We start from the raw sequence: 20,028 nt of genomic DNA on the forward strand, positions 1-20,028 counted from the left end.
CGCCCGATCCTCCCCCTGGCGGGGGAGGATCTTGCCGGGTCTCAGCCGCGATGCCGGCTGACGTAGCTTACAATCTCCTCGGGCGTGCGGAACACGGCGTCGGGGGACATGCCGGTCAGCAGATCCTCGGCGGCATAGCCCCACAGCACCGAGCCCGCCCGCACGCCGACCTCGCGGGCAGCATCCACGTCGCGGGTCTCGTCGCCGATCGCGAGCGCGGCATGCGGTTCGACTCCCATCTTGCGTAGCACGCGGCGGAACTTGGGAGCCTTGCCGAACAGCGAGGAGCCGCAGGCATAGCAATGGATGTGTGCGGCGTGGCGTGGGCCCAGGATCTTGCGCGCATTCTCCTCCGAATTGGAGGTGACCAGCGCGAGCTTCACGCCCATGTCGACCAGCCGTTCGAGCAGGTTCGGCGTGCCGGGAAACAGTTCGATCCGGTGCGCCTCGCGCCCCACCAGCTTGCGCACATACCGGGCGATCCACGGCATCTTCCAGCGGGCGATGCCGAGAAATTCGATCACCTCGCGCGAGCTTTTGCGGCGGAGCAACTCCACCTCGTGCGGCGCGATCTTGCGGAAGCGGAATCGCTCGGCGAGATCGTTGGCGACCGAGACGAACCAGTCGCCACTGTCGGACAGGGTGCCGTCGAAATCGAAGATGACGAGGTCGAGAGGTCGGGTCGCGATGGCGCCCGTATCAGCCATGTCCGCTACCAGTTCCATGCATCCGGCACTCCGCCCCGTTGCCCAACTCTATCTGTACCGTGCTGTGCTCGATCCGGAAATCGTGCGCGAGCAAATGCTGAAGATGAAGCAGAAATGCGTCACCTGGATGACCATCGGGCATCACCAGATGCGCCGTCAGCGCCGCTTCGGTGGTGCTCATGGGCCAGACATGCAGATCATGGACGCGGGCGACGCCCGGCTGCGCCAGCAGCGTCTCCTCCACCGCCTGCAGGTCGATGCGGTCGGGCACGGCCTGCAGTACCATGGTGAGCGATTCGCGGAGCAACCCCCAGGTGCCGATCAGGATCACCAGCACGACGACGAGGCTGATCGCGGGATCGATCCAGCGGAGGCCGGTCCACCAGATCAAAGCCCCCGCCACGACCACGGCGGCCGACACCGCCGCGTCGGCCGCCATGTGCATATAGGCGCCGCGAATGTTGATGTCGTGCTCGCGACCGCGGGCGAATAGCAGGGCGGTGCCGAGGTTCACGATGATGCCCGCCCCTGCCACCAGCATGACCGGAATCGGCGCGACAGCGGGCGGATCGGCGAAGCGCTGGATGGTCTCCAGCAGGATCGCGCCGATCGCGATCAGCAGCAGCAGGGCGTTGGCAAGCGCGGCGAGGATCGACGAGGCACCCAGGCCATAGGTAAAGCGCGGCGTCGCGGGGCGTTTGCCGAGCTCCGCGCCGACCCAGGCGATCAGCAGGCCAAGCACGTCGGACAGGTTGTGGCCCGCATCGGCGAGCAGCGCCATCGACCCGGTCCAGATCCCCGCGCCGCCTTCCATCACCACAAAGGCGATATTGAGCGTTATACCGATCGCGAAGGCGCGCCCGAAATCGGCAGGCGCATGGCTGTGGCCTAGGCCGTGCGCGTGGCTGTGCCCGTGTGAATGGCCATGAGGATGGCTGTGCGCGTGATTTCCCGACATGCGGCGCGATCCTAGCGGGCGCAGCCCATGTGATGCTAGCCCATTGCGGCAAACGGGGTGTGGCCGCTTGAACGCTAGCCCGTGGCCCTGCGAAAGCAGGGGTCCAGGGCCATGCGCGACGTCCTATTCAACCCTGGGCCCCTGCTTTCGCAGGGGAACGGCCGGGGCAGGTTCAGCGGCGCTTGCGCTTGCCGTCCGTCGGGTTGAACGCGGGCGGGCGGATCGTCACCAGCTCGCTGCGCTCGATCACGCCGTCCTTGTTCTTGTCGAACCGCACCCAGATCAGCGCGAAGCGGTCCTGGAATTCGGCCCAGCTCACCTTGTTGTCGCCGTCGCGGTCCATCTCGAACGGGCTGGGCAGGGTGTTGCGGTCGCCCATCCAGCGCAGCGACCAGTCCGAATAGGCGATATAACCGAGGCTGCCGGTGTGGCCGGTATCGGCGCTGTCGAAACTGCGCTTGAGTCCTGCGTCGAACTCGGCGCGGGTAACGCGGGCGTCGCCGTCGCTGTCGAACCCCGCAATCAGCAGCGCGACCGGCTCGGCGATCACCGTCGCCTGCGGCTGCACGCCGGGTGCGTTCACCGTTATCGGGCCGGTTGCAGAACGTTCCTGGGCGGCTGCGGGCAGGGCGGCGGTGCAGGCGGCAAGCAGCAGGAACAGGCGCATTGAATTCCCTTTAGCGGGCGGGCAGCAACAGGCTCGAATCACCGTAACTGTAGAAGCGATAGCCGGTTTCGATCGCATGGGCATAGGCGGCCTGCATGCGATCCAACCCCATCAGCGCGGAAACGAGCATGAACAGCGTCGAGCGCGGCAGATGGAAGTTGGTGACCAGCCCGTCGACGCCCTTGAAGCGATAGCCCGGGGTGATGAAGATCGCGGTGTCGCCCTCGAAGGGCTGGATTACGCGATCCTCGTCGGCGGCGCTTTCGAGCAGACGCAGGCTGGTGGTGCCCACCGCGATGATGCGGTTGCCGGCAGCGCGCACGGCATTGAGCCGATCGGCCACCTCCGGCGTGATGCGGCCCCATTCGGCGTGCATCTTATGGTCGGCAGTGTCTTCGGCCTTGACCGGCAGGAAGGTGCCGGCGCCGACATGCAGCGTCAGCGTCGCGTGGTCGATGCCGGCGGCTTCCAGCGACGCCATCAGCGCAGGCGTGAAGTGCAGCGCCGCGGTAGGCGCGGCAACGGCACCGGGCTCGTTGGCGAACATCGTCTGATAGTCGTCGGCGTCGCGTTCGTCGGTCGGGCGCTTGGAGGCGATGTACGGCGGCAGCGGCATGCGGCCGCACCGTTCCAGCAGCAGCTCGACCGGCTCGTCGCCCTGGAAGTCGAGCGCGAAGCTGCCGTCTTCCGCGCGATCCGAGGCGATCGCGATCGCCTCGGGGCCGAAGTCGATCGCATCGCCCTCGCGCAGCCGCTTGGCGTTGCGGATGAACGCACGCCAGCGGCGCGGCCCCTCGCGCTTGTGGAGCGTCGCGCCGATCTTCGCTTCGCCGCGCATGCCCTCCAGCTGCGCCGGGATCACACGGGTGTCGTTGAACACCAGGCAGTCGCCGGGGTTGAGCTGGGCGGCAAGGTCGCGGACGATCGCGTCGCGCGTCTCCGCCGCGTCCAGCACCAGCAGCCGCGCGGAGTCGCGCGGGTTTGCCGGGCGCAGCGCGATCCGTTCGTTCGGCAGTTGGAAATCGAAAAGGTCGACGTTCACGGGCGGCGGTCGATCACTTCTTCTTCGGCGCCGGTTTCTTCACCGCGGGTGCGGGTTTGCCGGCCGGGGCGCCCGGGCCCACCGGGATCAGCATCGGGCCGGCCGCCGCCGGGGCCGCAGGCGCTAGCGGCTGATAGGGCGGGGGATTGTCCGACTCGATATAGGCGTGGATGATCTTGGTCGGGTTCTGCGGCGGTTCGCCGCGCTGAATCTTGTCCACCCATTCCATGCCCGAGGTGACGCGTCCGAACACGGTATAGTCGTGGTCGAAGGCGAGCTTGGGCTGCATCATGATGAAGAACTGGCTGTTCGCGCTGTTCTCCGCCTCGGCCTTCTGCTCGGCGGTGGCATTATCCGGCGCGCCGCGGCGGGCGGCAGATACGGTGCCGCGGACATGCGGCAGCGAGCTGAACTCCGCCGGCACGTTGGGCATGTCCGAATCGCCGGTACCGTCGCCCTTGGGATCACCGCCCTGGGCAATGTTGTAGGGATCGTCGACTACGCGGTGGAAGGTCAGGCCGTCATAGAAGTGCTTGCGGGTGAGCGTCTTGATCCGTTCGACCATCTTCGGCGCAACGTCCGGGCGCAGCCGGATCAGCACGCGGCCCCCGGTGGACAGGTCGAGCACCCAGGTGTTCTCCGGGTCGGCGGGAACCAGCACGGCGGGACGGGTGTTGACGTCCGAACTGACGCCCTTGAACGGTTCGATGACGGGCTTCGGCTTGCCCCCGCCGCCCTGGGCCAGCGCCGGCACGGCGAACAGCGTGGCGGCCATGGCGGCCATCGTGGCTAGGAAACGCATCGAACTTCCCACTCGTTTTCTGGTGAATGCGCGGCTCTACCGCAATCGCCGGGCAGCGCAAAGCCCGGCTGGTATCGGCTTGGTGTTAGTTGCTGCCCTTGCGACCAAGCAGCTCGACGCGTGCGGCGACATCGGCCTCGACGGCCTCGGTCACGAAGCGATGGATCGGGCCGCCATATATGGCGATTTCCTTCACCAGCCGGCTTGCGATCGGCTGAAGCGAGACGTCGGCCATCAAAAAGACAGTCTCGATCCGGTCGTTGATCTGCTGGTTCATGCCGGCCATCTGGTACTCGTACTCAAAATCCGCGACCGCGCGCAGGCCCCTGACGATCACGCTCGCGCGCTCACGCTCGGCAAAGTCCATCAGCAGCGAATCGAAGCTGACGACCTCGATCGTGCCGGGCAGGCCCTCCACTTCGCGACGGACCATGGCCATCCGCTCCTCGACGGTGAACATCGGCGACTTGGACGGGTTGGTGGTCACGCCGATCACCAGCCGATCGACGAGCTTCGCGCCGCGCCGGATGATGTCCATATGGCCGCGGGTGATCGGATCGAAGGTGCCGGGATAGACCCCGATACGGCTGTGCATGCGGGTTCTCCCCCGGTCCTTACCGGTCGCGTTCGAGGGTGAAGCGCGCCACGTCGCGCAGCAGGTCGGCCTCGGGGCCATAGGCGTGGAGATGGGCGATCGCTTGGTCGACCAGCATGCGCGCCTGTTCGCGTGCGCGATCAATGCCGAGCAGTGACAGGAAGGTCTCCTTGCCTGCCGCACCGTCCTTGCCGAGCTTCTTGCCGACCAGCGCCTCGTCGCCCTCGGCATCGAGGATGTCGTCGACGATCTGGAAGGCGAGGCCGATGTCGCGGGCATAGCCGCGCAGGCCGGTGCGCCCCTCGGGCGACACGCGGCCGAGGATCGCGGCGCTCTCGACCGCGCAGCTGATCAGCGCGCCGGTCTTCATCGCCTGGAGCCGGGTTACGGTGGCAAGATCGAAGCTGGCCTTCTCCGCTTCCAGGTCCATCATCTGGCCGCCGGCCATGCCGGAAGGGCCGGAAGCGCGGGCCAGTTCGGCGATCAGCTCGACGCGGACATAGGGGTCCGGATGGGTCGCCTCATGGCCGAGGATCTCGAAGGCCAGCGCGTGGAGGCAGTCGCCCGCCAGGATCGCGGTGGCCTCATCGAACGCCCTGTGCACTGTCGGCTTGCCGCGGCGCATGTCGTCATTGTCCATCGCGGGCAGGTCGTCATGGATCAGCGAATAGACATGGATGCATTCCAGCGCCGTCGCGACGCGGGCCGCGCAGGTCTTGTCGACCGCGAACAGCTGGGCCGTAGCGAACACCAGCAGCGGCCGCAGCCGCTTGCCACCGCCGATCGCGGCGTGGCGCATCGCGCGGTACAGGTCGGCGCGGGGGTCGTCCGGCACTTCGAGCAGCCGGTCGAACTGGGCGTCGATCTCGGCTGCGACCTGGCGCAGCGCCGATTCGAGCGCGAGCGATGCGTGCGTCACGCTCGCCACGCCTCAGCCGGCCGCGAAGGGCGTGGTGCCGGCGGCGCGGCCGTCGGCGTCGGTGCGGATCGCCTCGATCCGGGCCTGCGCTGCATCGAGACGTGCCGCGCATTGCCGGCGCAGCTGGTCGCCGCGCTCGTAAAGGTCGATCGCCTCCTGCAACGCCGCTTCCCCGCTCTCCAGCCGGCTCACGATCTTCTCCAGTTCCTTCAGCGCCTCTTCGAAGGAGAGCGCCGTGATATCCGCTTGGTCGGTCATGATGCTGCTATGCGGCAGGGTGGGGCCCGATGGCAACCGGGCCCCGCCGCAATTTACTGGCCGGCCGGCTTGGTGCGGTAGCGATCGAACCAGGCGAGGATGGCCGCCGCCTTGGCCGCGGACTGGCTGGGCCGCGCGGTGAAGCCGCCATGGCTGGCACCGGGCACCTTCACCAGTGCGGTCGGCACGCCGCGAATCTGGAGCGCCGCATAATATTGCTCCGATTCGCTCACCGGGGTGCGGTAATCCTCGCTGCCGACGACGACGAGGGTCGGTGTCTTGACGTTGCCGACCAGGCTGAGCGGCGAGCGGTTCCAATAGCTCATCGGATCTTCCCAGGGCTGCTTGGCGAACCAGTAGCGCGAGGTGAAACCGGTCGCGTCCATGGTCAGCGCTTCGCTGATCCAGTTGATCACCGGTTTCTGCGTGGCGGCGGCCTTGAAGCGATCATTCTTGCCGACGATCCAGGCGGTGAGCACGCCGCCGCCGGATCCGCCGGTGACGAACAGATTGTCGGGATCGGCCACGCCTGCCGCGACCGCGGCATCCACCGCGGCCATCAGGTCCCCGTAATCGTCACCGGGATATTTCTTGTCGATCAGGTCGGCGAATTCTTCGCCATAGGAGGTGCTGCCCCGCGGGTTCGCGTAGAGCACCGCATAGCCGTGCGCGGCATAGAGCTGATAGTCGGTCGAGAAGCCGGGGCCATAGGCGGTGTGCGGGCCGCCATGGATCTCCAGGATCGTCGGCACGCGTGGGCCGGGCTTCACGCCGGGCGGGGTGACGAGCCAAGCGTCGATCTTGCGGCCATCGGGGGCAGTGACGGCGAGCGGGGTTACCGGCGCCAGCGTCTTGGACGCGAGCAGATTGTCGTTGAGATGGGTGAGGCGGCGGCCATTCACATAGATGTCCGCCGGGTGCAGCGCGTCGCCGCCCGTATAGGCGATGGTGCCGCCTGCCGAGACCGTAAAATCACCGCCGGTATAGGGCCGGTCGAGTCCACCGCCGGTGAGGCCGGTGGCGACCGTGGTCGCCTTGCCGTCCAGCCCGATGCGGGCGACCTGCTTGCGGCCGTGATCGTCATAGGAGACGAACAGGCTGCGGCCGTCCTTCGCCCAGACTGCGCCGTCGATGCTCTTGTCGAGCCCGGCGGTGAGCGCGCGGCTGCCGCTGCCGTCGCGGTTCATCACATAGAGCTGGGTGTTCTGGAAGCTGCGATGCGTGTCGTCGAAGCCGAGATAGGCGATGCGGGTCCCGTCGGGCGAGAGCACCGGCGCGGCATCGGGGCCGTAGCGCTTGGTGATCTGAGTCAGCGTGCCGGAGGCGACGTCGACCGCGTAGATTTCGCTGTCGTTGGGCTCGCGCTCCCAATCCTTGCGGCGGTTGCTGCCGAAGAAGATCGTCCGCCCGTCGTTCGACCAGGCGAGCGGTCCGGCATCGTCAACCTTGCCGAAGGTGACCTGACGCGGCGCGCCGCCGTCGGCCGATACGATGAAGATATGATCCGAGCCGGGCTTGAGATAGCCGCCGCCATCGGCTCGGTAGGTGACACGGTCGATCACTTCCAGCGGCTCCGCCCATTTGGCGCCGTCGGGCTTGGGCGGCTGGCTGCCGAGACGCATGCCGTCGCCGGGCACCGTCATGGTGTAGGCGATCTGCTTGCCGTCAGGCGACCAGGTGATGGCCTGCGGACTGTCCGGCAGGCCCGTCACACGGGCGGTAGCGCCGGTCGCGATCCAGCGGACAAACAGCTGCGGTGCTCCGCCCTCGGCGCTCGAGACATAGGCGAGGCGGGTCCCGTCAGGCGACCAGCGCGGCTGGCTGTGCGATCCGGTACCGGCGACGAGCGGCGTCTGCTCGCCGGACTTCACGTCGACCAGCCAGATCGTCGCGCGGCCGCGATCGGTCATGATGTCGGCGGACTGGCGGACATAGGCGACCTTGCTGCCGTCCGGGCTGATCTGGGGATCGCTCGCCTGCTCCAGCGCAAACAGGTCGCTGCCGGTGAACAGGCGGCTGGGCCCATCCTGCGCGAGCGCGGCCGCAGGGATCGCGGCGCTGAGGAGGAGGGCTAGGGGGACGAGGCGCATGAAGGTCTCCGGCAGGACAGATACAGCATGGTGTTCGGGCGTCGCGCGCTTGGCAAGCCGTTCCGCGCGCAATGGACGGCAGTATGATTGCCGCCCTTGGCACCCTGCGCCTAGGTCCGCGTTGGGAAGCGCGAAGGAGACTTGCGGATGTTCGAAATCATCAACCCGGCGACGGGCGAGACCGTCGATCGCATCGCCGAGCTGGACGATGCCGGGATCGAGGCGGCGCTGGCACGTGCGGCAGCCGGGTACAAGCAGTGGCGCGAGACGTCGATCGAGACGCGCACCGCGCTGTTGTCCAAGATCGCCGACGCATGGGAAGCCAACAAGCAACACCTTGCCGAACTGGCGGTGCGCGAGATGGGCAAGACGATCACCGCAGGTCTCGCCGAGGTCGAGAAGTGCATCGCCGGCTTCCGCCACTATGCTGAACATGGCCCCGCCTATCTGGAGTCCACGACCGTCAAGACGCCGACCGGCCATGCCGTGGCACGCTGGCTGCCGCTCGGGCCGGTGCTGGCGGTGATGCCATGGAACTTCCCCTACTGGCAGGCGGTGCGCTTCCTCGCGCCGACGATCCTCGCGGGCAATGTCGCGCTGCTCAAGCATGCGTCGTCGGTACAGGGCTGCGCGGCGGCGATGGAGGAGATGGCGCGCAAGGCCGGCGCGCCCGAGGGGCTGTTCCAGAACCTGGCGATCAAGTCGGGCAAGGTCGACGCAATCATCGCCGACAAGCGGGTGGTGGCGGTGACGCTGACCGGTTCGGAAGGCGCGGGGGCCAAGGTTGCCGAGGCGGCAGGCCGTGCGCTCAAAAAGGTGGTGCTGGAGCTGGGCGGCTCGGATCCGTTCATCGTCATGCCCTCGGCCGATCTCGACGCGGCGGTGAAGACCGCGGTGACCGCGCGGGTGCAGAATGCCGGGCAGAGCTGCATCTGCTCGAAGCGGATGATCGTGCACGCCGAGGTGTACGACGCCTTCCTGGAGAAATTTGTCGCCGGCATCGAGGCGGTGAAGATCGGCGACCCGATGGACAAGGAAACGGTGATGGGGCCGCTTTCCAGCGTTCAGCAGCGCGATACCGTGCTGGAGCAGGTCGAGCGGGCACAGGCGGCCGGTGCCAAGCTGCTGACCGGCGGCACCAAGATCGAGCGTGAAGGCGCGTGGATGACGCCGGGTGTGCTGGTGGGTCTCGATCCGGAAAGCGACGTTGCGAAGGAAGAGATCTTTGGCCCCGTCGCCGCTGTGTACAAGGTGGCGGATATCGACGACGCGATCGCGCTCGCGAACGACGTGCCCTATGGCCTCGGTTCGTCGGTGTGGACGCAGGACGAGGGCGAGGTCGAGCGTTTCGCGCGTGACATCGAAGCGGGGATGACGGCGGTGAATTCGCTGCTCGCCTCGGTGCCGGGTGCGCCGTTCGGGGGTATCAAGCTTTCCGGCCATGGCCGCGAGCTCGGGCCCTGGGGGCTGCACGAGTTCATGAACCTCAAGGCGGTGATGTTCGGGGGCGGGAAGGCTGGGGATTGAGTCTGGAGTTTTCTTAGCCCCTCCCCTTCAGGGGAGGGGTTGGGGTGGGGCCGTGTCTCACCGAGACCAACCGACGTTCTGGAATCCCTCCACCCCAACCCCTCCTCCGAGGAGGAGGGGCTTAAGAATTAGAAATCACCGTCCCGCCTTCACCTCCGCCAGCAGGTCCTTGCGGCTGAGCTTGCCGATCATCGTCTTGGGCAGGGCATCGCGGATCACCACTTCGGCCACCCGCTCATGTTTGCCCAGTTGGGCGTTGAGCCAGCCGCACATTTCCTTGGCGTCCGCCGCCATGCCGTCGTTCAGTGCGACATAGGCGTGCGGCAGCTCGCCATGGTATGGATCGGGCAGCCCCAGCACGAGCGTCTCCTTCACCGCCGGATGGGTGTAGAGCACCGCCTCGATCTGGCTGGGGAATACCTTGAAGCCCCCTACCGAGATCATGTCCTTCAGCCGATCGACGATCTGGATGTAACCGTCGTCGTCGATGATGCCGACATCGCCGGTGCGCAGCCAGTGATCGTCGACGAATACGCCGGCATCCGCTTCGGGCCGGTTCCAGTAGCCGCGCATGATCTGCGGGCCCTGGACGACGATCTCGCCGGGTTCACCTTCGGGCGCAGGCTTGCGGGGGTCTTCCTTGTCGACCAGCCGGACCCGCGTGCCGGCGATCGGCTGGCCGATCGTGCCGCTCTTGTTCGGCCCGACATAGGGATTGGCCGAGACCACGCCCGAGCTTTCGGACAGGCCATAGCCTTCGATGATGTGTGCGCCGGTGGTCGATTCCCAGTTGAGCTTCAGCTGCTCTGGCAGCGGCGCGCCACCGGAAATGCAGAAGCGCAGTGAGGCGAAGTCGCTGGGCTTCATGCCGGGGGCATCGAGCAGGGCCTGATACATGGTCGGCACGCCGGGTAGCGAGCGCGGCTTGGTGCGGCGCAGCTCGTTCAGCACCTGCTGCGCGTTGAAACGGGGCAGCATGATGATCTTGCCGCCGGTGATAACGGTGCGATTGAGCACGCAGGTATTGGCGAAGACGTGGAAGAAGGGGAGAACCCCCAGCACCGAATCCTCCACCTTGCCGAGATCGGGGTCGAGCTCCGACACCTGCCGCGCATTGGCCGACAGATTCTGGTGCGTGAGCACCGCGCCTTTTGGGGTGCCGGTCGTCCCGCCGGTATATTGGATCAGCGCGACGTCCCGCTCCGGATCGATGTTCGGGATCGTGCAATCGCCCTTGTTGGCGATCAGCTTCGAAAAGGCGAGAATGCGCGGGTCGTGCGGCTTGGCCGTCACTTCGCTGCCGCGGAACAGCTGGTAGAAGAGCGACTTGGCGGTGGGCAGCGCACCTGCGACCGATCCGACGACCAATCGTTCCAGCCCGCTCCGCTCCAGCACCTTCAATGCGGTGGGAAGCAGTGCCGTGGCGGAGAGCGTGAACAGCAGCCGCGTGCCCGAATCTGCGACCTGTGCGGCCAGCTCGTCCACCGAGTAGAGCGGCGAAAAGTTCACCACCGTCGCACCCAGTTTGAGGATGCCGTAATAGGCAGCCACATAGTGCGGCACGTTGGGCAGGAACAGGCCGATCCGGTCGCCTGGGCCATAGCCCATCGCGCGGAGCCCGCAGGCAACGCGATTGGCGCCGTCCAGCGTCTCGCCATAGCTGTAGATGCGACCCATGAAATCGAGAAGCGGGGCGTGCGGGTGGGCCGCCGCGCTCTCCTCGAACAGGTCAACCATGGACCGCGGCGCGTAGCTGCGATCCCACTCTCCTGGATGCCGATAGGCGGTCTTCCAGACCATTTCGGGCTTTGTCATTGACATCAGTGTAAGCAACCCGATTTTGCCATGCAAGCGCGGTTTTCAGCCGGCGCGAGCGGACATGTCGCGCGGCATGCACGCTGTGTCTCTACGGCAGTTTTCGAGGTTGGTTCCGCGCCTCAGCGCGCGAGCGCGCGGCTCCAGGTGACGAGTACCGACACGGCCAGGATGCCAAGATCGATCGCGGCATGCACCTGCTGCGGCGCAGTGTCCCCGACGCGATGGGTAAGAATCTGGAGATCGGCATGGGGGCGCGGCGGGCGCACGACCGCGACGATCAGAGCAATGGCTCCCGCGATCAGCAACAGGTGCTTGTGACGCTGCATCATTCCCCTTGTCCCTCCCGACTGTCTACACACCGGGAGGCGGGCGGGCAAGCTCAGGCGGCGTCCAGCCGCAAGGTCCGGGCGCGATCACGCCCTGCGGCCTTCGCCTCGAACAATGCGCAGTCCGCACAGCGATACAGCGCCTTCCAGTCCATGTCCGTCGCAAGCGACCCGGTGCAGGTGCCGATGCTGGCGGTGATCGTCAGGTCGAACGGCATGCGGACCCGGCGCAGGCTGGCGAGCAGGGTTTCGGGCTCGACCCGATGGGTAGCGGGGGTGAGCAGTGCGAACTCCTCCCCGCCCATGCGCGCGATCAGCACGGGATCGGGCGCGGTCGCGCGAAGGGCTGCGGCAAACAGGCGCAGCACCTCGTCGCCGCCGTCATGGCCCAGCGTTTCGTTGACGCGCTTGAAATGATCGATATCGATCAGCAGCAATTGCTGGCACGCCGTCCGGCCGATCGCGCGCTGCAGAAAGGCGCGGCGGTTGAGCAGGCCGGTCAGCGGATCGACATCGGCAAGGTTGCGTGCGATCACCTCACGCGTGAGGGCCGCATCGCGTTCGTCGCGCAGAGACTTGATGCGATAGGCGACGGCGAGCGAGGAGATGAGTGCTTCCAGCCCCATCGAGACGATCGTCGAATTGTCGATCCAGAAATTCCAGCCGATGAGATGCAGCGCCGCGCTGATCCGCACCGCCGCGAGCAGGATCGGCGCAGTCCAGGCGACGGCGAACAGCCACAGGAAGTTGGAACGCTGCCGCCAGGCGCCCCACAAGGTCGGCACCACGATCGCCAGCAGGCCGGCGAAGGACAGGCTGTAGAGCAGGTCGGCAACCCGCAACTGCACCGCGCCCAGGATCGCCACCGCCAGCGCGGAGAGCGGTACCGCGGCAGCAGCGATACGGCTCGCTCGATCCAGCCACCGCGGCATCGACTGATCTTTGAAGAAGCTGCGGGTGAAGAGCGCGGCGGCACCGCCCGCGAGGCCGATGAAGAGATAGTTGAGCCGGATCCGATCATTGTTGGCGATCATCGGCGCCAGCCAGGCGAGGGCGCCCGAAGACGTGAGCGTGTAGCCGAGCAGCGCCCCCAGCAGCAGGCAGTAATGCAGCTGGAAGCGATAGCCCATCGCTGCCCAGAGCGCCAAGTTGTAGACGATCAGCGCAACCGCTATTCCGGCGAAGAAGGCGTACAGCCCCGCGAGCATGAGGTTGGCGCGATCGCCCTCGGCCTCGGTAACGATGCGAAAGCCGGTGGCGATTCCGCGCAGGTTGGCCGCGTCCTCGACGTGGAACAGCACCCGGACCAGCGCCGGATCGCGCACCGGCACGGGCGCCTGCGCGACGGCGCCCAGCTGGAGCAGTGGCGTGATGCCGCGGCGATCGCTCCGCCACTGGCGAACGGCGCCATCGGCATAGAGGAAGTAAAGGGTCAGCCGCCCTTGCCACAGGCTGGCGAAGCGGAGCGAAAGCGGCGCGGCGAACGTCGACCGTTCGTCCACAAGCGTTGTAATCGCCCAGAAATTCCCGGAACCGAAACGATGCTGCGGCGTCTTGCAATCGAAACGTTCCGGATGCCGGAGCAGTTCGTCAGCCCGTTGCCCCGCGTCAACCAGCAGGCACGCGCCGACTGGTTGACCGGCAACACCTGCTTGGGCATGTGCCGAGGGCACGATGCACGCAAGCAGGGCGGCAAGCGCGATGCAGAGCAGCCGGCGAGAAAGGGCGCTAACCATGGTGGCGTAGGTACGCCTGTCGGACAAAGAAGACGTAAATGAGGCCGATGCCGGGGATTGCTGATACCGCCGGAGCGCCTCGGCACCGCGATGTGCCGCCGAATGGCAGCGCCGACACGACTTCCGCAAATGCCCGGCTCGATGTCGTAGACGTGCTGCGCGGCTTTGCGTTGATGGCGCTGTTCCTGGTCCATGTCATCGAAAGTTACGAGCTGTTCTGGGCGGTCGAAAAACCCGGCCTTATCACCGATGTCGTCTTCGCTCTTTTCATGGGAAAGAGCTTCTCGCTGCTGGCATTGTGCTTCGGGTTCAGCTTTTTCATCCTGATGGATCGGGCGGCCCGGCGCGGACAGGATTTTACCGCGCGGTTCGCCTGGCGCCTGCTCATTTTGGAGGGAATCGGCTTTCTCCACGCGCTGATCTACCGCGGCGACATCATGCAGACGTTGGCCGCGATCGGCTTCCTGTTGCTCTTCTTCAATCGCATACGGAGCAACGCGGTGCTTCTGGGCGGCGCCCTGTTCTGCCTGATCGGTCCCAGCCTGATCGTGCAGCTTGTCGCCGGGGCATTCGACATGGCCTGGGCGAACGCGCCCGCGCGATCCTCGATCGACCCGGGCATGCCGATCTATCTCGGTGGCGATCTCTGGCAGGTGCTGCGAGTGAACCTTTGGGCGGGGCAGCAGTCCAAATACTGGTTCTTCCTGGAATATGGCCGGCTGGTGCAAATCCTCGGCCTGTACCTGCTTGGGCTGGTCCTGGGCCGGACCAATTTTTTTGGCGACCTGGCCAAGAGTCGCCCCTGGCGGGGACCCGCGCTTCTGGTGTCGGCGTTGCTCGCGGTGGCGCTGTTCCTCGGGCGCGAGCCTCTGCGCGAGGCCTTTACCGGACTAGGCCTGGGCTTGGGCGCGGACCGCGCCTTCTGGGCCCTGGTGAACCTGTGGCTGGACTTGGCTGGTACCGCCTTCTGGGCGCTGCTGGTGATCGCGCTGTACGATGGGCCGATGCGCTGGCTGGTGCGGCCGCTCGCCGCGCCGGGGCGGCTGACGCTGACCTACTATATCCTGCAATCGGCGATCTTCGTGCCGATCTTCTACCATTATGGCCTGGGCAAATATAACGACTGGGACGCTGCCACCCGCCTCTGGGTCGCGGTGGCCGCAATCGCCGTGCAGGTCGTCGCCGCGCACTGGTGGCTGGCGCGCTTCCAATATGGGCCGATCGAATGGGTGTGGCGTGCGCTGACCTATCTGCGCCGCGACGTGCCCTTTCGCCGCAAGGAGCGCGCACCGGCGCGCTGAGGCGCCGGTGCGCGTACCGGTCAGATGTCCTGGACGAGCCGGCCGTACAGCTCGGGCCGGCGATCCCGGAAGAAGCCGAAGGCGGCGCGGTGGCGCTTCACCCGGTCGAGGTCGAGCGTCGCGGTGATCACGCCCTCTTCGGTGCGATCCAGCTCGGCGAGGATGTCGCCGCGCTCGTCGGTGATGAAGCTGGTGCCGTAGAAGGTCTGGCCATGCTCGGTGCCGACGCGGTTGGCGGCGATCACCGGCACGACGTTGGAGACGGCATGGCCTACCATCGCGCGGCGCCACAGCCGCGCGGTGTCGAGGCTGTCGTCATGCGGCTCGCTGCCGATCGCGGTGGGGTAGAACAGCAGTTCGGCGCCCATCAGCATCATCGCGCGCGCGGTTTCGGGGTACCATTGGTCCCAGCACACGCCCACGCCCAGCTTGGCGCCGGGGCCGTCCCACACCTTGAAGCCGGTGTTGCCGGGGCGGAAATAGAATTTCTCCTCATAGCCCGGGCCGTCGGGGATGTGGCTCTTGCGATAGACGCCGGAGACCTTGCCGTCCGGGCCGATCATCGCGAGGCTGTTATAGTGATGCGGGCCATCGGCTTCGAAGAAGCTGGTGGGGATGTGGATCGAAAGCTCGGCGGCGAGCGCCTGCATCGCCAGCACCGCCTTATGCTCGGTCACCGGCTTGGCATTCGAGAACAGGCCCTCGTCCTCGACGCGGCAAAAATATTCGCCTTCGAACAGTTCGGGCGGCAGCACGACCTGCGCACCGCGGCCGGCCGCCTCGCGGACCAGCTCGGTCACGCGTGCGATGTTGGCATCGATATCGTTGGAGAAGGCGAGCTGCAGCGCGCCGACGGTGATTGCAGTCATGACGGTCCTCAGAGCGTGATGCCGAACCGGGCGAGCGCCGCGGCGGTCAGGAAATACAACAGGATCGTGAGTCCGATGCCCGCGAGCAGGGCAGGCGAGAAGCCGACCCCGGATCGCAGCAGCGCCGGCACGAGCAGGAACATGGGGAGCGAGGGCAGAACATACCAGAAGGTCGCCCGGAGATGGTCGGCCACCCGCACGGGGTCCTGGGTGTCGCGCCACAGCCACACGACCCCGAGCAACGAGATCAGCGGCAGCGACGCGACCAGGGCGCCGAACGCGGGACTGCGCCGGGCAAGCATCGCCACGGTGGCGACGATCAGCCCGGAGAGCAGCGCGCGGACGGCGAAGGCGGTCACCCGATCGTCGGGATCTGCTGCGAGATGCAGTGGAAGCTGCCCCCGCCGGTGAGGATATGGTCCGCCCGCTGGCCGACGATATCGCGGCCGGGGAACAGGTCCTTGAGCGTGTCGATCGCGGCCTGGTCGTTGGGCTGGCCGTAGAGCGGCACCACCACGGCAGCGTTGCCGATATAGAAGTTCATGTAGCTGGCCGGGATCACCTCGCCGTCCTCGTCCAGCACCGCGCCGGGGGAGGGCATGCGCACGACGTCCACGCCGAACGCCTCGGCGCGGGCGACCGCATCGGCATAGATCGCCGCATTGGGATCGTCCTCCGCCGGGGTCGGGATCAGCAGCCGGTTGGGGCCGACGAAGCGGGCGAGATTGTCGACATGGCCGTCGGTGTGATCGTTGGCGAGGCCGTCGCCCAGCCACAGCATGCGATCATAGCCCAGGTCCGCCGCCAGCTTGGCCTCGATCGCGGCGCGGTCCAGGTCCGGGTTGCGGTTGGGGTTGAGCAGGCACTGCTCGGTGGTGACACACAGCCCGGTGCCGTCGCCGTCGATCGCGCCGCCTTCGAGCACCCAGCCATGCTTGATGGCGGTGAGCCCGCGACGCGCGGCGAGGCGGGCGCCGATCGTGTCGTCGCCCTCGAGGTCGTATTTGCCGCCCCAGCCGTTGAAGCCGAAATCCTGCGCGACATTGTCGCCGGTGACGATGCCGGCGGTGTCGCGCAGCCAGATGTCGCCGAACAGCTCGGTCACGACCTCGGCGGCGTCGCCGGCCATGGCGCGGGCGGCTTCGGCGGCAGCGTCATCGGCGGCGACGAGGATCACGCGCTCGCCGCGGCCTTCGGCATGGACCGCGCGGGCAAAGGCGATCACTTCTTCGCGGGCCGGCTCTAGGTCTTCGACCCAGAGGTCACCATGGCTGGGAAAGCCGATCCAGACCGCGTCGTGCGGCGCCCATTCGGGGGGAGGGGTACGAGTCATGGCGCGGCCTTTAGCCCTGTACGGTTACAGGGGAAAGGCCGACGGATGGTCCGGGCGCTTCCCACTAGCCGTCATCCCGGCGGAAGCCGGGATCCATGCGCCTCCCGGTATCGGCAGGAGCCGTGACGGAGACCCCAATGGATCCCGGCTTTCGCCGGGATGACGACGGAACGGCGCTGGACCGCCTTACTGCTCGGCCCGCGCCTTGTCGCGGATCGCCCGGAATTCGGCATCCTTGAACCAGTTCGGCCAGCTGCTGCCCTCGGCCAGTTCGCGACCGAGGCCGTAATAGATCCGGAGGTCCGACAGCGCGCCGTCCCAGTTCCACTTGGGATCATATTCGTCCTGCGGCTTGTGATAGCGCTTGTCGGTATACTCCTCCGACGCCTTTGCGCCCGCCGCCTTGCCGCCGACCACCAGATCGTCGCCGCTTTCGCCATAGAGCATCGGCACACCCAGCTTGGCGAAGCTGAAATGGTCCGAGCGGTAGTAGCTGCCCTTTTCCGGCGTCGGCTCGATGCCGATCACCCGGCCCTCCGCGGCGACGAGCGGCTTCACCAGTTCCTCGAGCTCGGACTTGCCGGCGCCGATCAGCACGAAGTCCTTGGCCTTCCCGTGGATATTGAGGCCATCCATGTTCACGCCGCCGACCGTCTTGGCGAGCGGGTAGACCGGATGCTCGGCATAATATTGCGAGCCGATCAGCCCCTGTTCCTCGGCGGTCACCGCCAGGAACACCATGCTGCGCCTGGCGGGGCCGGCCTTGGCATTGGCTTCGGCGAGCGCGACCAGCCCGGCGGTGCCGGTCGCGTTGTCGACGGCGCCGTTGCAGATGTCGTCGCCGTTCACCGGCTTGCAATGGCCGAGATGGTCCCAGTGCGCCGAGAACAGCACCACTTCGTCCGGCTTCGCGGTGCCGGGGAGGATGCCGACGACGTTCTTCGAGGCCTGGCGCTTGATGCCCACGCCGAAGCTGGCCGATGCCTTCACGCCCAGCGGCACCGGCTTGAAGCCCTTGTGCTTGGCCGCCTCGACCAGCGCGGCATAGTCCTTGCCGGCGCTGGCGAAGAGCGCCTTGGCCGCATCCTGCTGGATCCAGCCGATCAGCTGTGACTGGTCGGCATGGTCGCCCGGCGTATCCTGCTCGAGCTTGGGGCCGCCCCAGCTGCTCTCCACCACGCCCCAGCCATAGGCGGCGGGTTCGGTATCATGGATGATGATCGCGCCGGCGGCACCCTGGCGGGCGGCTTCCTCATATTTGTAGGTCCAGCGGCCATAATAGGTCATCGCCCGGCCGCCGAACGGGCCGTCCAGCGACATGGTCTGCCAGTCGGGATCGTTGATCAGGATGACGACCGTCTTCCCCTTCACGTCGAGCCCGGCATAGTCGTTCCAGCCCCGCTCGGGCGCGTTGATGCCATAGCCGACGAACACGACCTCGCTGTCCTTCAGCTCGATCTTCGGGGTGACGCGATAGGTGGAGAACACCGCCTCGCTGCCATAGGCGAGCGATACCGGCGTCTTGCCGCCGGTGAAGGCGAGCTTGCTGGGGCTCTGCACGCTAAGCTCCACCAGCGGTACGTCCTGCACCCACTGGCCCTTGTTGCCGGGCTTGAGCCCTGCCTTCTGGAAGCGCTCGATCAGATAGGCGATCGTCTTCTCTTCCCCCGCGCTGGTCGGCTTGCGACCCTCGAACGCGTCGGAAGACAGGGTTTCGGTGACGGTCTTCAGCGTGTCGAGCGAGAGGGCGGGGGCAGCGGTCTGCGCCTGGGCGGCGGTGGTGGAAAGCAGGGCAACAGCGAGCAACGAAAAGCGCATGGAATTCCTCCTGGTGCGCCCGTTCTGCGGATTCGTGCTCGTCCGCACAACGAAAAAGGGCGGCCCCGAAGGACCGCCCCGTTTCTCGTTCCCGAAGGGAGCCGAATTAGCGCGAGTAGAACTCGACGACCAGGTTCGGTTCCATCTTCACCGGGTACGGCACTTCGTCGAGCGTCGGCACGCGGGTGAAGGTGACCTTCGCCGCGCCGTCCGGTGCGACATAGTCGGGGATGTCGCGCTCGGCGAGGCTCTGCGCTTCCATGACGAGCGCCATTTCCTGCGCCTTGCCGCTCAGGCTGATTTCCTGGCCCGGCTTGATGCGGCGCGAACCGATGTTGCACTTCTCGCCGTCGACGCGGACGTGGCCGTGGTTGACCAGCTGGCGGGCCGCGAAGATCGTCGGCGCGAACTTGGCGCGATAGACGATCATGTCGAGGCGCTGCTCGAGCAGGCCGATCAGGTTCTGACCGGTGTCGCCCTTCATGCGCGACGCGTCTTCGTACGAGCGCTTGAACTGCTTCTCGGTGATGTCGCCGTAATAGCCCTTGAGCTTCTGCTTGGCGCGCAGCTGGATGCCGAAGTCCGACATCTTGCCCTTGCGGCGCTGGCCGTGCTGGCCCGGGCCGTACTCGCGCTTGTTCACCGGGGACTTCGGACGACCCCAGATGTTTTCGCCCATGCGGCGATCGAGCTTATGCTTGGCGCTGGAGCGCTTCGACATGTAAAATCCTTTACCAATTGCTGTGACGTTGACCCGGGCGGCGAACCGCCCTGATCGCGATCCCGGTTTCGCCTGTGCTTTTCCGTTTGGAAAAGCGCAGGGCCACCGCTTCACCGGGGGTGCGGGGCCAATTGCGAAGCGGCGCGCCTAGCGAGACCAGGCCCGCGAGTCAAGCAGCGAGCGGATTCCGTTCCTCAGTTACCGCCGAAGGAAGAGCGGATTGCCGAGCGCTGGCGCACCGAGGCTGCGCGTGCATCCTCCGCCATCTGGTCCCATTCCGCCTTGGTGTGGCATTCGCGGGTGGTGAAATAGGAACCGGTGACCTGTTGGCGTTTGCAGATCTTCTTTTGAGGATCAGGTTTCTTGTCCTGCGCAGCCCGCTCGGATTGCGTCGTTCGCGCGATCGCCGGCATTGCAGAAGAGCAGCACAATAACAGAACAGCAAGCAAGCGCATTGGTAAGTCCCCCCCCTGTCTGATGGGATGGTGGTATGAAGAGGTTGCGGAAGGGAGCCCGTCCCCCCCCCGAGGGTCTGGAGCCC

General features: G+C 66.6%; 20 protein-coding genes and 1 pseudogene. 3 read left to right on the forward strand and 18 right to left on the reverse strand.

All coding sequences use genetic code 11. The annotated features are described in order from the left end of the window. Positions 1 to 41: 41 nt before the first annotated feature. From A7X12_RS16115 to A7X12_RS16155, 9 genes are all read right to left on the reverse strand, one after another. Entirely contained in the window at positions 42 to 707 is a 666-nt protein-coding gene (locus A7X12_RS16115) for an HAD hydrolase-like protein (protein ID WP_064312554.1), read from the reverse strand. After that, complete coding sequence (locus A7X12_RS16120) at positions 700 to 1,665, reverse strand: cation diffusion facilitator family transporter (RefSeq protein WP_064312555.1); 966 nt, start codon at positions 1,663 to 1,665, stop codon at positions 700 to 702. The genes A7X12_RS16115 and A7X12_RS16120 overlap by 8 nt, the downstream gene beginning before the upstream one ends. 172 nt (positions 1,666 to 1,837) lie before the next feature. After that, a complete protein-coding gene (locus A7X12_RS16125; protein ID WP_064312556.1) occupies positions 1,838 to 2,332 on the reverse strand; it encodes a calcium-binding protein in 495 nt (164 codons plus the stop codon). A gap of 10 nt (positions 2,333 to 2,342) precedes the next feature. Further along, positions 2,343 to 3,374 (reverse strand): tRNA preQ1(34) S-adenosylmethionine ribosyltransferase-isomerase QueA, encoded by a 1,032-nt coding sequence (queA, locus tag A7X12_RS16130; RefSeq protein ID WP_064312557.1) that lies wholly within the window; start codon positions 3,372 to 3,374, stop codon positions 2,343 to 2,345. A 13-nt stretch (positions 3,375 to 3,387) separates the two neighbouring features. Further along, positions 3,388 to 4,176 (reverse strand): peptidylprolyl isomerase, encoded by a 789-nt coding sequence (locus A7X12_RS16135; RefSeq protein ID WP_064312558.1) that lies wholly within the window; start codon positions 4,174 to 4,176, stop codon positions 3,388 to 3,390. An 85-nt stretch (positions 4,177 to 4,261) separates the two neighbouring features. After that, complete coding sequence (gene coaD, locus A7X12_RS16140) at positions 4,262 to 4,771, reverse strand: pantetheine-phosphate adenylyltransferase (protein ID WP_064312559.1); 510 nt, start codon at positions 4,769 to 4,771, stop codon at positions 4,262 to 4,264. 19 nt (positions 4,772 to 4,790) lie between these two features. After that, positions 4,791 to 5,699 carry a polyprenyl synthetase family protein gene (locus tag A7X12_RS16145; protein ID WP_064312560.1) on the reverse strand — a complete coding sequence of 303 codons (909 nt, stop codon included), beginning with the start codon at positions 5,697 to 5,699 and terminating at the stop codon, positions 4,791 to 4,793. Positions 5,700 to 5,702: 3 nt separating this feature from the next. Then, on the reverse strand, positions 5,703 to 5,948 hold the full coding sequence (locus A7X12_RS16150) for an exodeoxyribonuclease VII small subunit (protein WP_064312561.1): 246 nt from the start codon (positions 5,946 to 5,948) through the stop codon (positions 5,703 to 5,705). A gap of 53 nt (positions 5,949 to 6,001) precedes the next feature. Continuing rightward, a complete protein-coding gene (locus tag A7X12_RS16155) occupies positions 6,002 to 8,038 on the reverse strand; it encodes a S9 family peptidase (protein WP_064312584.1) in 2,037 nt (678 codons plus the stop codon). A 147-nt stretch (positions 8,039 to 8,185) separates the two neighbouring features. Here A7X12_RS16155 and A7X12_RS16160 point away from each other — a divergent pair, with 147 nt between their 5' ends. Next, complete coding sequence (locus A7X12_RS16160; RefSeq protein WP_064312562.1) at positions 8,186 to 9,565, forward strand: NAD-dependent succinate-semialdehyde dehydrogenase; 1,380 nt, start codon at positions 8,186 to 8,188, stop codon at positions 9,563 to 9,565. 135 nt (positions 9,566 to 9,700) lie between these two features. On the opposite strand, the gene A7X12_RS16165 is transcribed toward A7X12_RS16160, so the two are convergent. From A7X12_RS16165 to A7X12_RS16175, 3 genes are all read right to left on the reverse strand, one after another. Further along, the gene (locus tag A7X12_RS16165; RefSeq protein ID WP_064312563.1) at positions 9,701 to 11,380 is read right to left on the reverse strand and encodes a long-chain-fatty-acid--CoA ligase; all 1,680 of its coding nucleotides are present in this window, start codon (positions 11,378 to 11,380) and stop codon (positions 9,701 to 9,703) included. A 122-nt stretch (positions 11,381 to 11,502) separates the two neighbouring features. Next, on the reverse strand, positions 11,503 to 11,712 hold the full coding sequence (locus A7X12_RS16170) for a hypothetical protein (protein WP_232318544.1): 210 nt from the start codon (positions 11,710 to 11,712) through the stop codon (positions 11,503 to 11,505). A 50-nt stretch (positions 11,713 to 11,762) separates the two neighbouring features. Next, the gene (locus tag A7X12_RS16175; protein ID WP_232318545.1) at positions 11,763 to 13,211 is read right to left on the reverse strand and encodes a GGDEF domain-containing protein; all 1,449 of its coding nucleotides are present in this window, start codon (positions 13,209 to 13,211) and stop codon (positions 11,763 to 11,765) included. Between the two features lie 39 nt (positions 13,212 to 13,250). Here A7X12_RS16175 and A7X12_RS26345 point away from each other — a divergent pair, with 39 nt between their 5' ends. Next, positions 13,251 to 13,487, forward strand: a complete 237-nt coding sequence (locus A7X12_RS26345; protein WP_232318546.1) for a hypothetical protein — start codon at positions 13,251 to 13,253, stop codon at positions 13,485 to 13,487. Next, positions 13,484 to 14,746 (forward strand): DUF418 domain-containing protein, encoded by a 1,263-nt coding sequence (locus A7X12_RS16180; RefSeq protein WP_232318547.1) that lies wholly within the window; start codon positions 13,484 to 13,486, stop codon positions 14,744 to 14,746. Before A7X12_RS26345 ends, A7X12_RS16180 begins: the two co-directional genes overlap by 4 nt. A gap of 20 nt (positions 14,747 to 14,766) precedes the next feature. On the opposite strand, the gene aguB is transcribed toward A7X12_RS16180, so the two are convergent. The 6 genes and pseudogenes from aguB to A7X12_RS16210 form a co-directional block, all read right to left on the reverse strand. Next, the gene (aguB, locus tag A7X12_RS16185; protein ID WP_064312567.1) at positions 14,767 to 15,615 is read right to left on the reverse strand and encodes an N-carbamoylputrescine amidase; all 849 of its coding nucleotides are present in this window, start codon (positions 15,613 to 15,615) and stop codon (positions 14,767 to 14,769) included. Positions 15,616 to 15,623: 8 nt separating this feature from the next. Further along, positions 15,624 to 15,962 (reverse strand): annotated as a pseudogene (locus tag A7X12_RS16190) (DUF3147 family protein); the annotation flags it as partial. A gap of 8 nt (positions 15,963 to 15,970) precedes the next feature. Further along, positions 15,971 to 16,948, reverse strand: coding sequence for an agmatine deiminase family protein (locus tag A7X12_RS16195; protein WP_064312569.1), 978 nt, complete (start codon positions 16,946 to 16,948; stop codon positions 15,971 to 15,973). Between the two features lie 186 nt (positions 16,949 to 17,134). Continuing rightward, the gene (locus A7X12_RS16200) at positions 17,135 to 18,766 is read right to left on the reverse strand and encodes a M28 family metallopeptidase (RefSeq protein ID WP_064312570.1); all 1,632 of its coding nucleotides are present in this window, start codon (positions 18,764 to 18,766) and stop codon (positions 17,135 to 17,137) included. A 106-nt stretch (positions 18,767 to 18,872) separates the two neighbouring features. Beyond that, positions 18,873 to 19,487 carry a 30S ribosomal protein S4 gene (gene rpsD, locus A7X12_RS16205; RefSeq protein WP_064312571.1) on the reverse strand — a complete coding sequence of 205 codons (615 nt, stop codon included), beginning with the start codon at positions 19,485 to 19,487 and terminating at the stop codon, positions 18,873 to 18,875. A 194-nt stretch (positions 19,488 to 19,681) separates the two neighbouring features. Next, the gene (locus A7X12_RS16210; RefSeq protein ID WP_232318548.1) at positions 19,682 to 19,942 is read right to left on the reverse strand and encodes a hypothetical protein; all 261 of its coding nucleotides are present in this window, start codon (positions 19,940 to 19,942) and stop codon (positions 19,682 to 19,684) included. Positions 19,943 to 20,028 lie beyond the last annotated feature (86 nt).

Origin of the sequence: Sphingomonas sp. TDK1 (genome assembly GCF_001650735.1) — a bacterium.
Taxonomy (GTDB): domain Bacteria; phylum Pseudomonadota; class Alphaproteobacteria; order Sphingomonadales; family Sphingomonadaceae; genus Sphingomonas.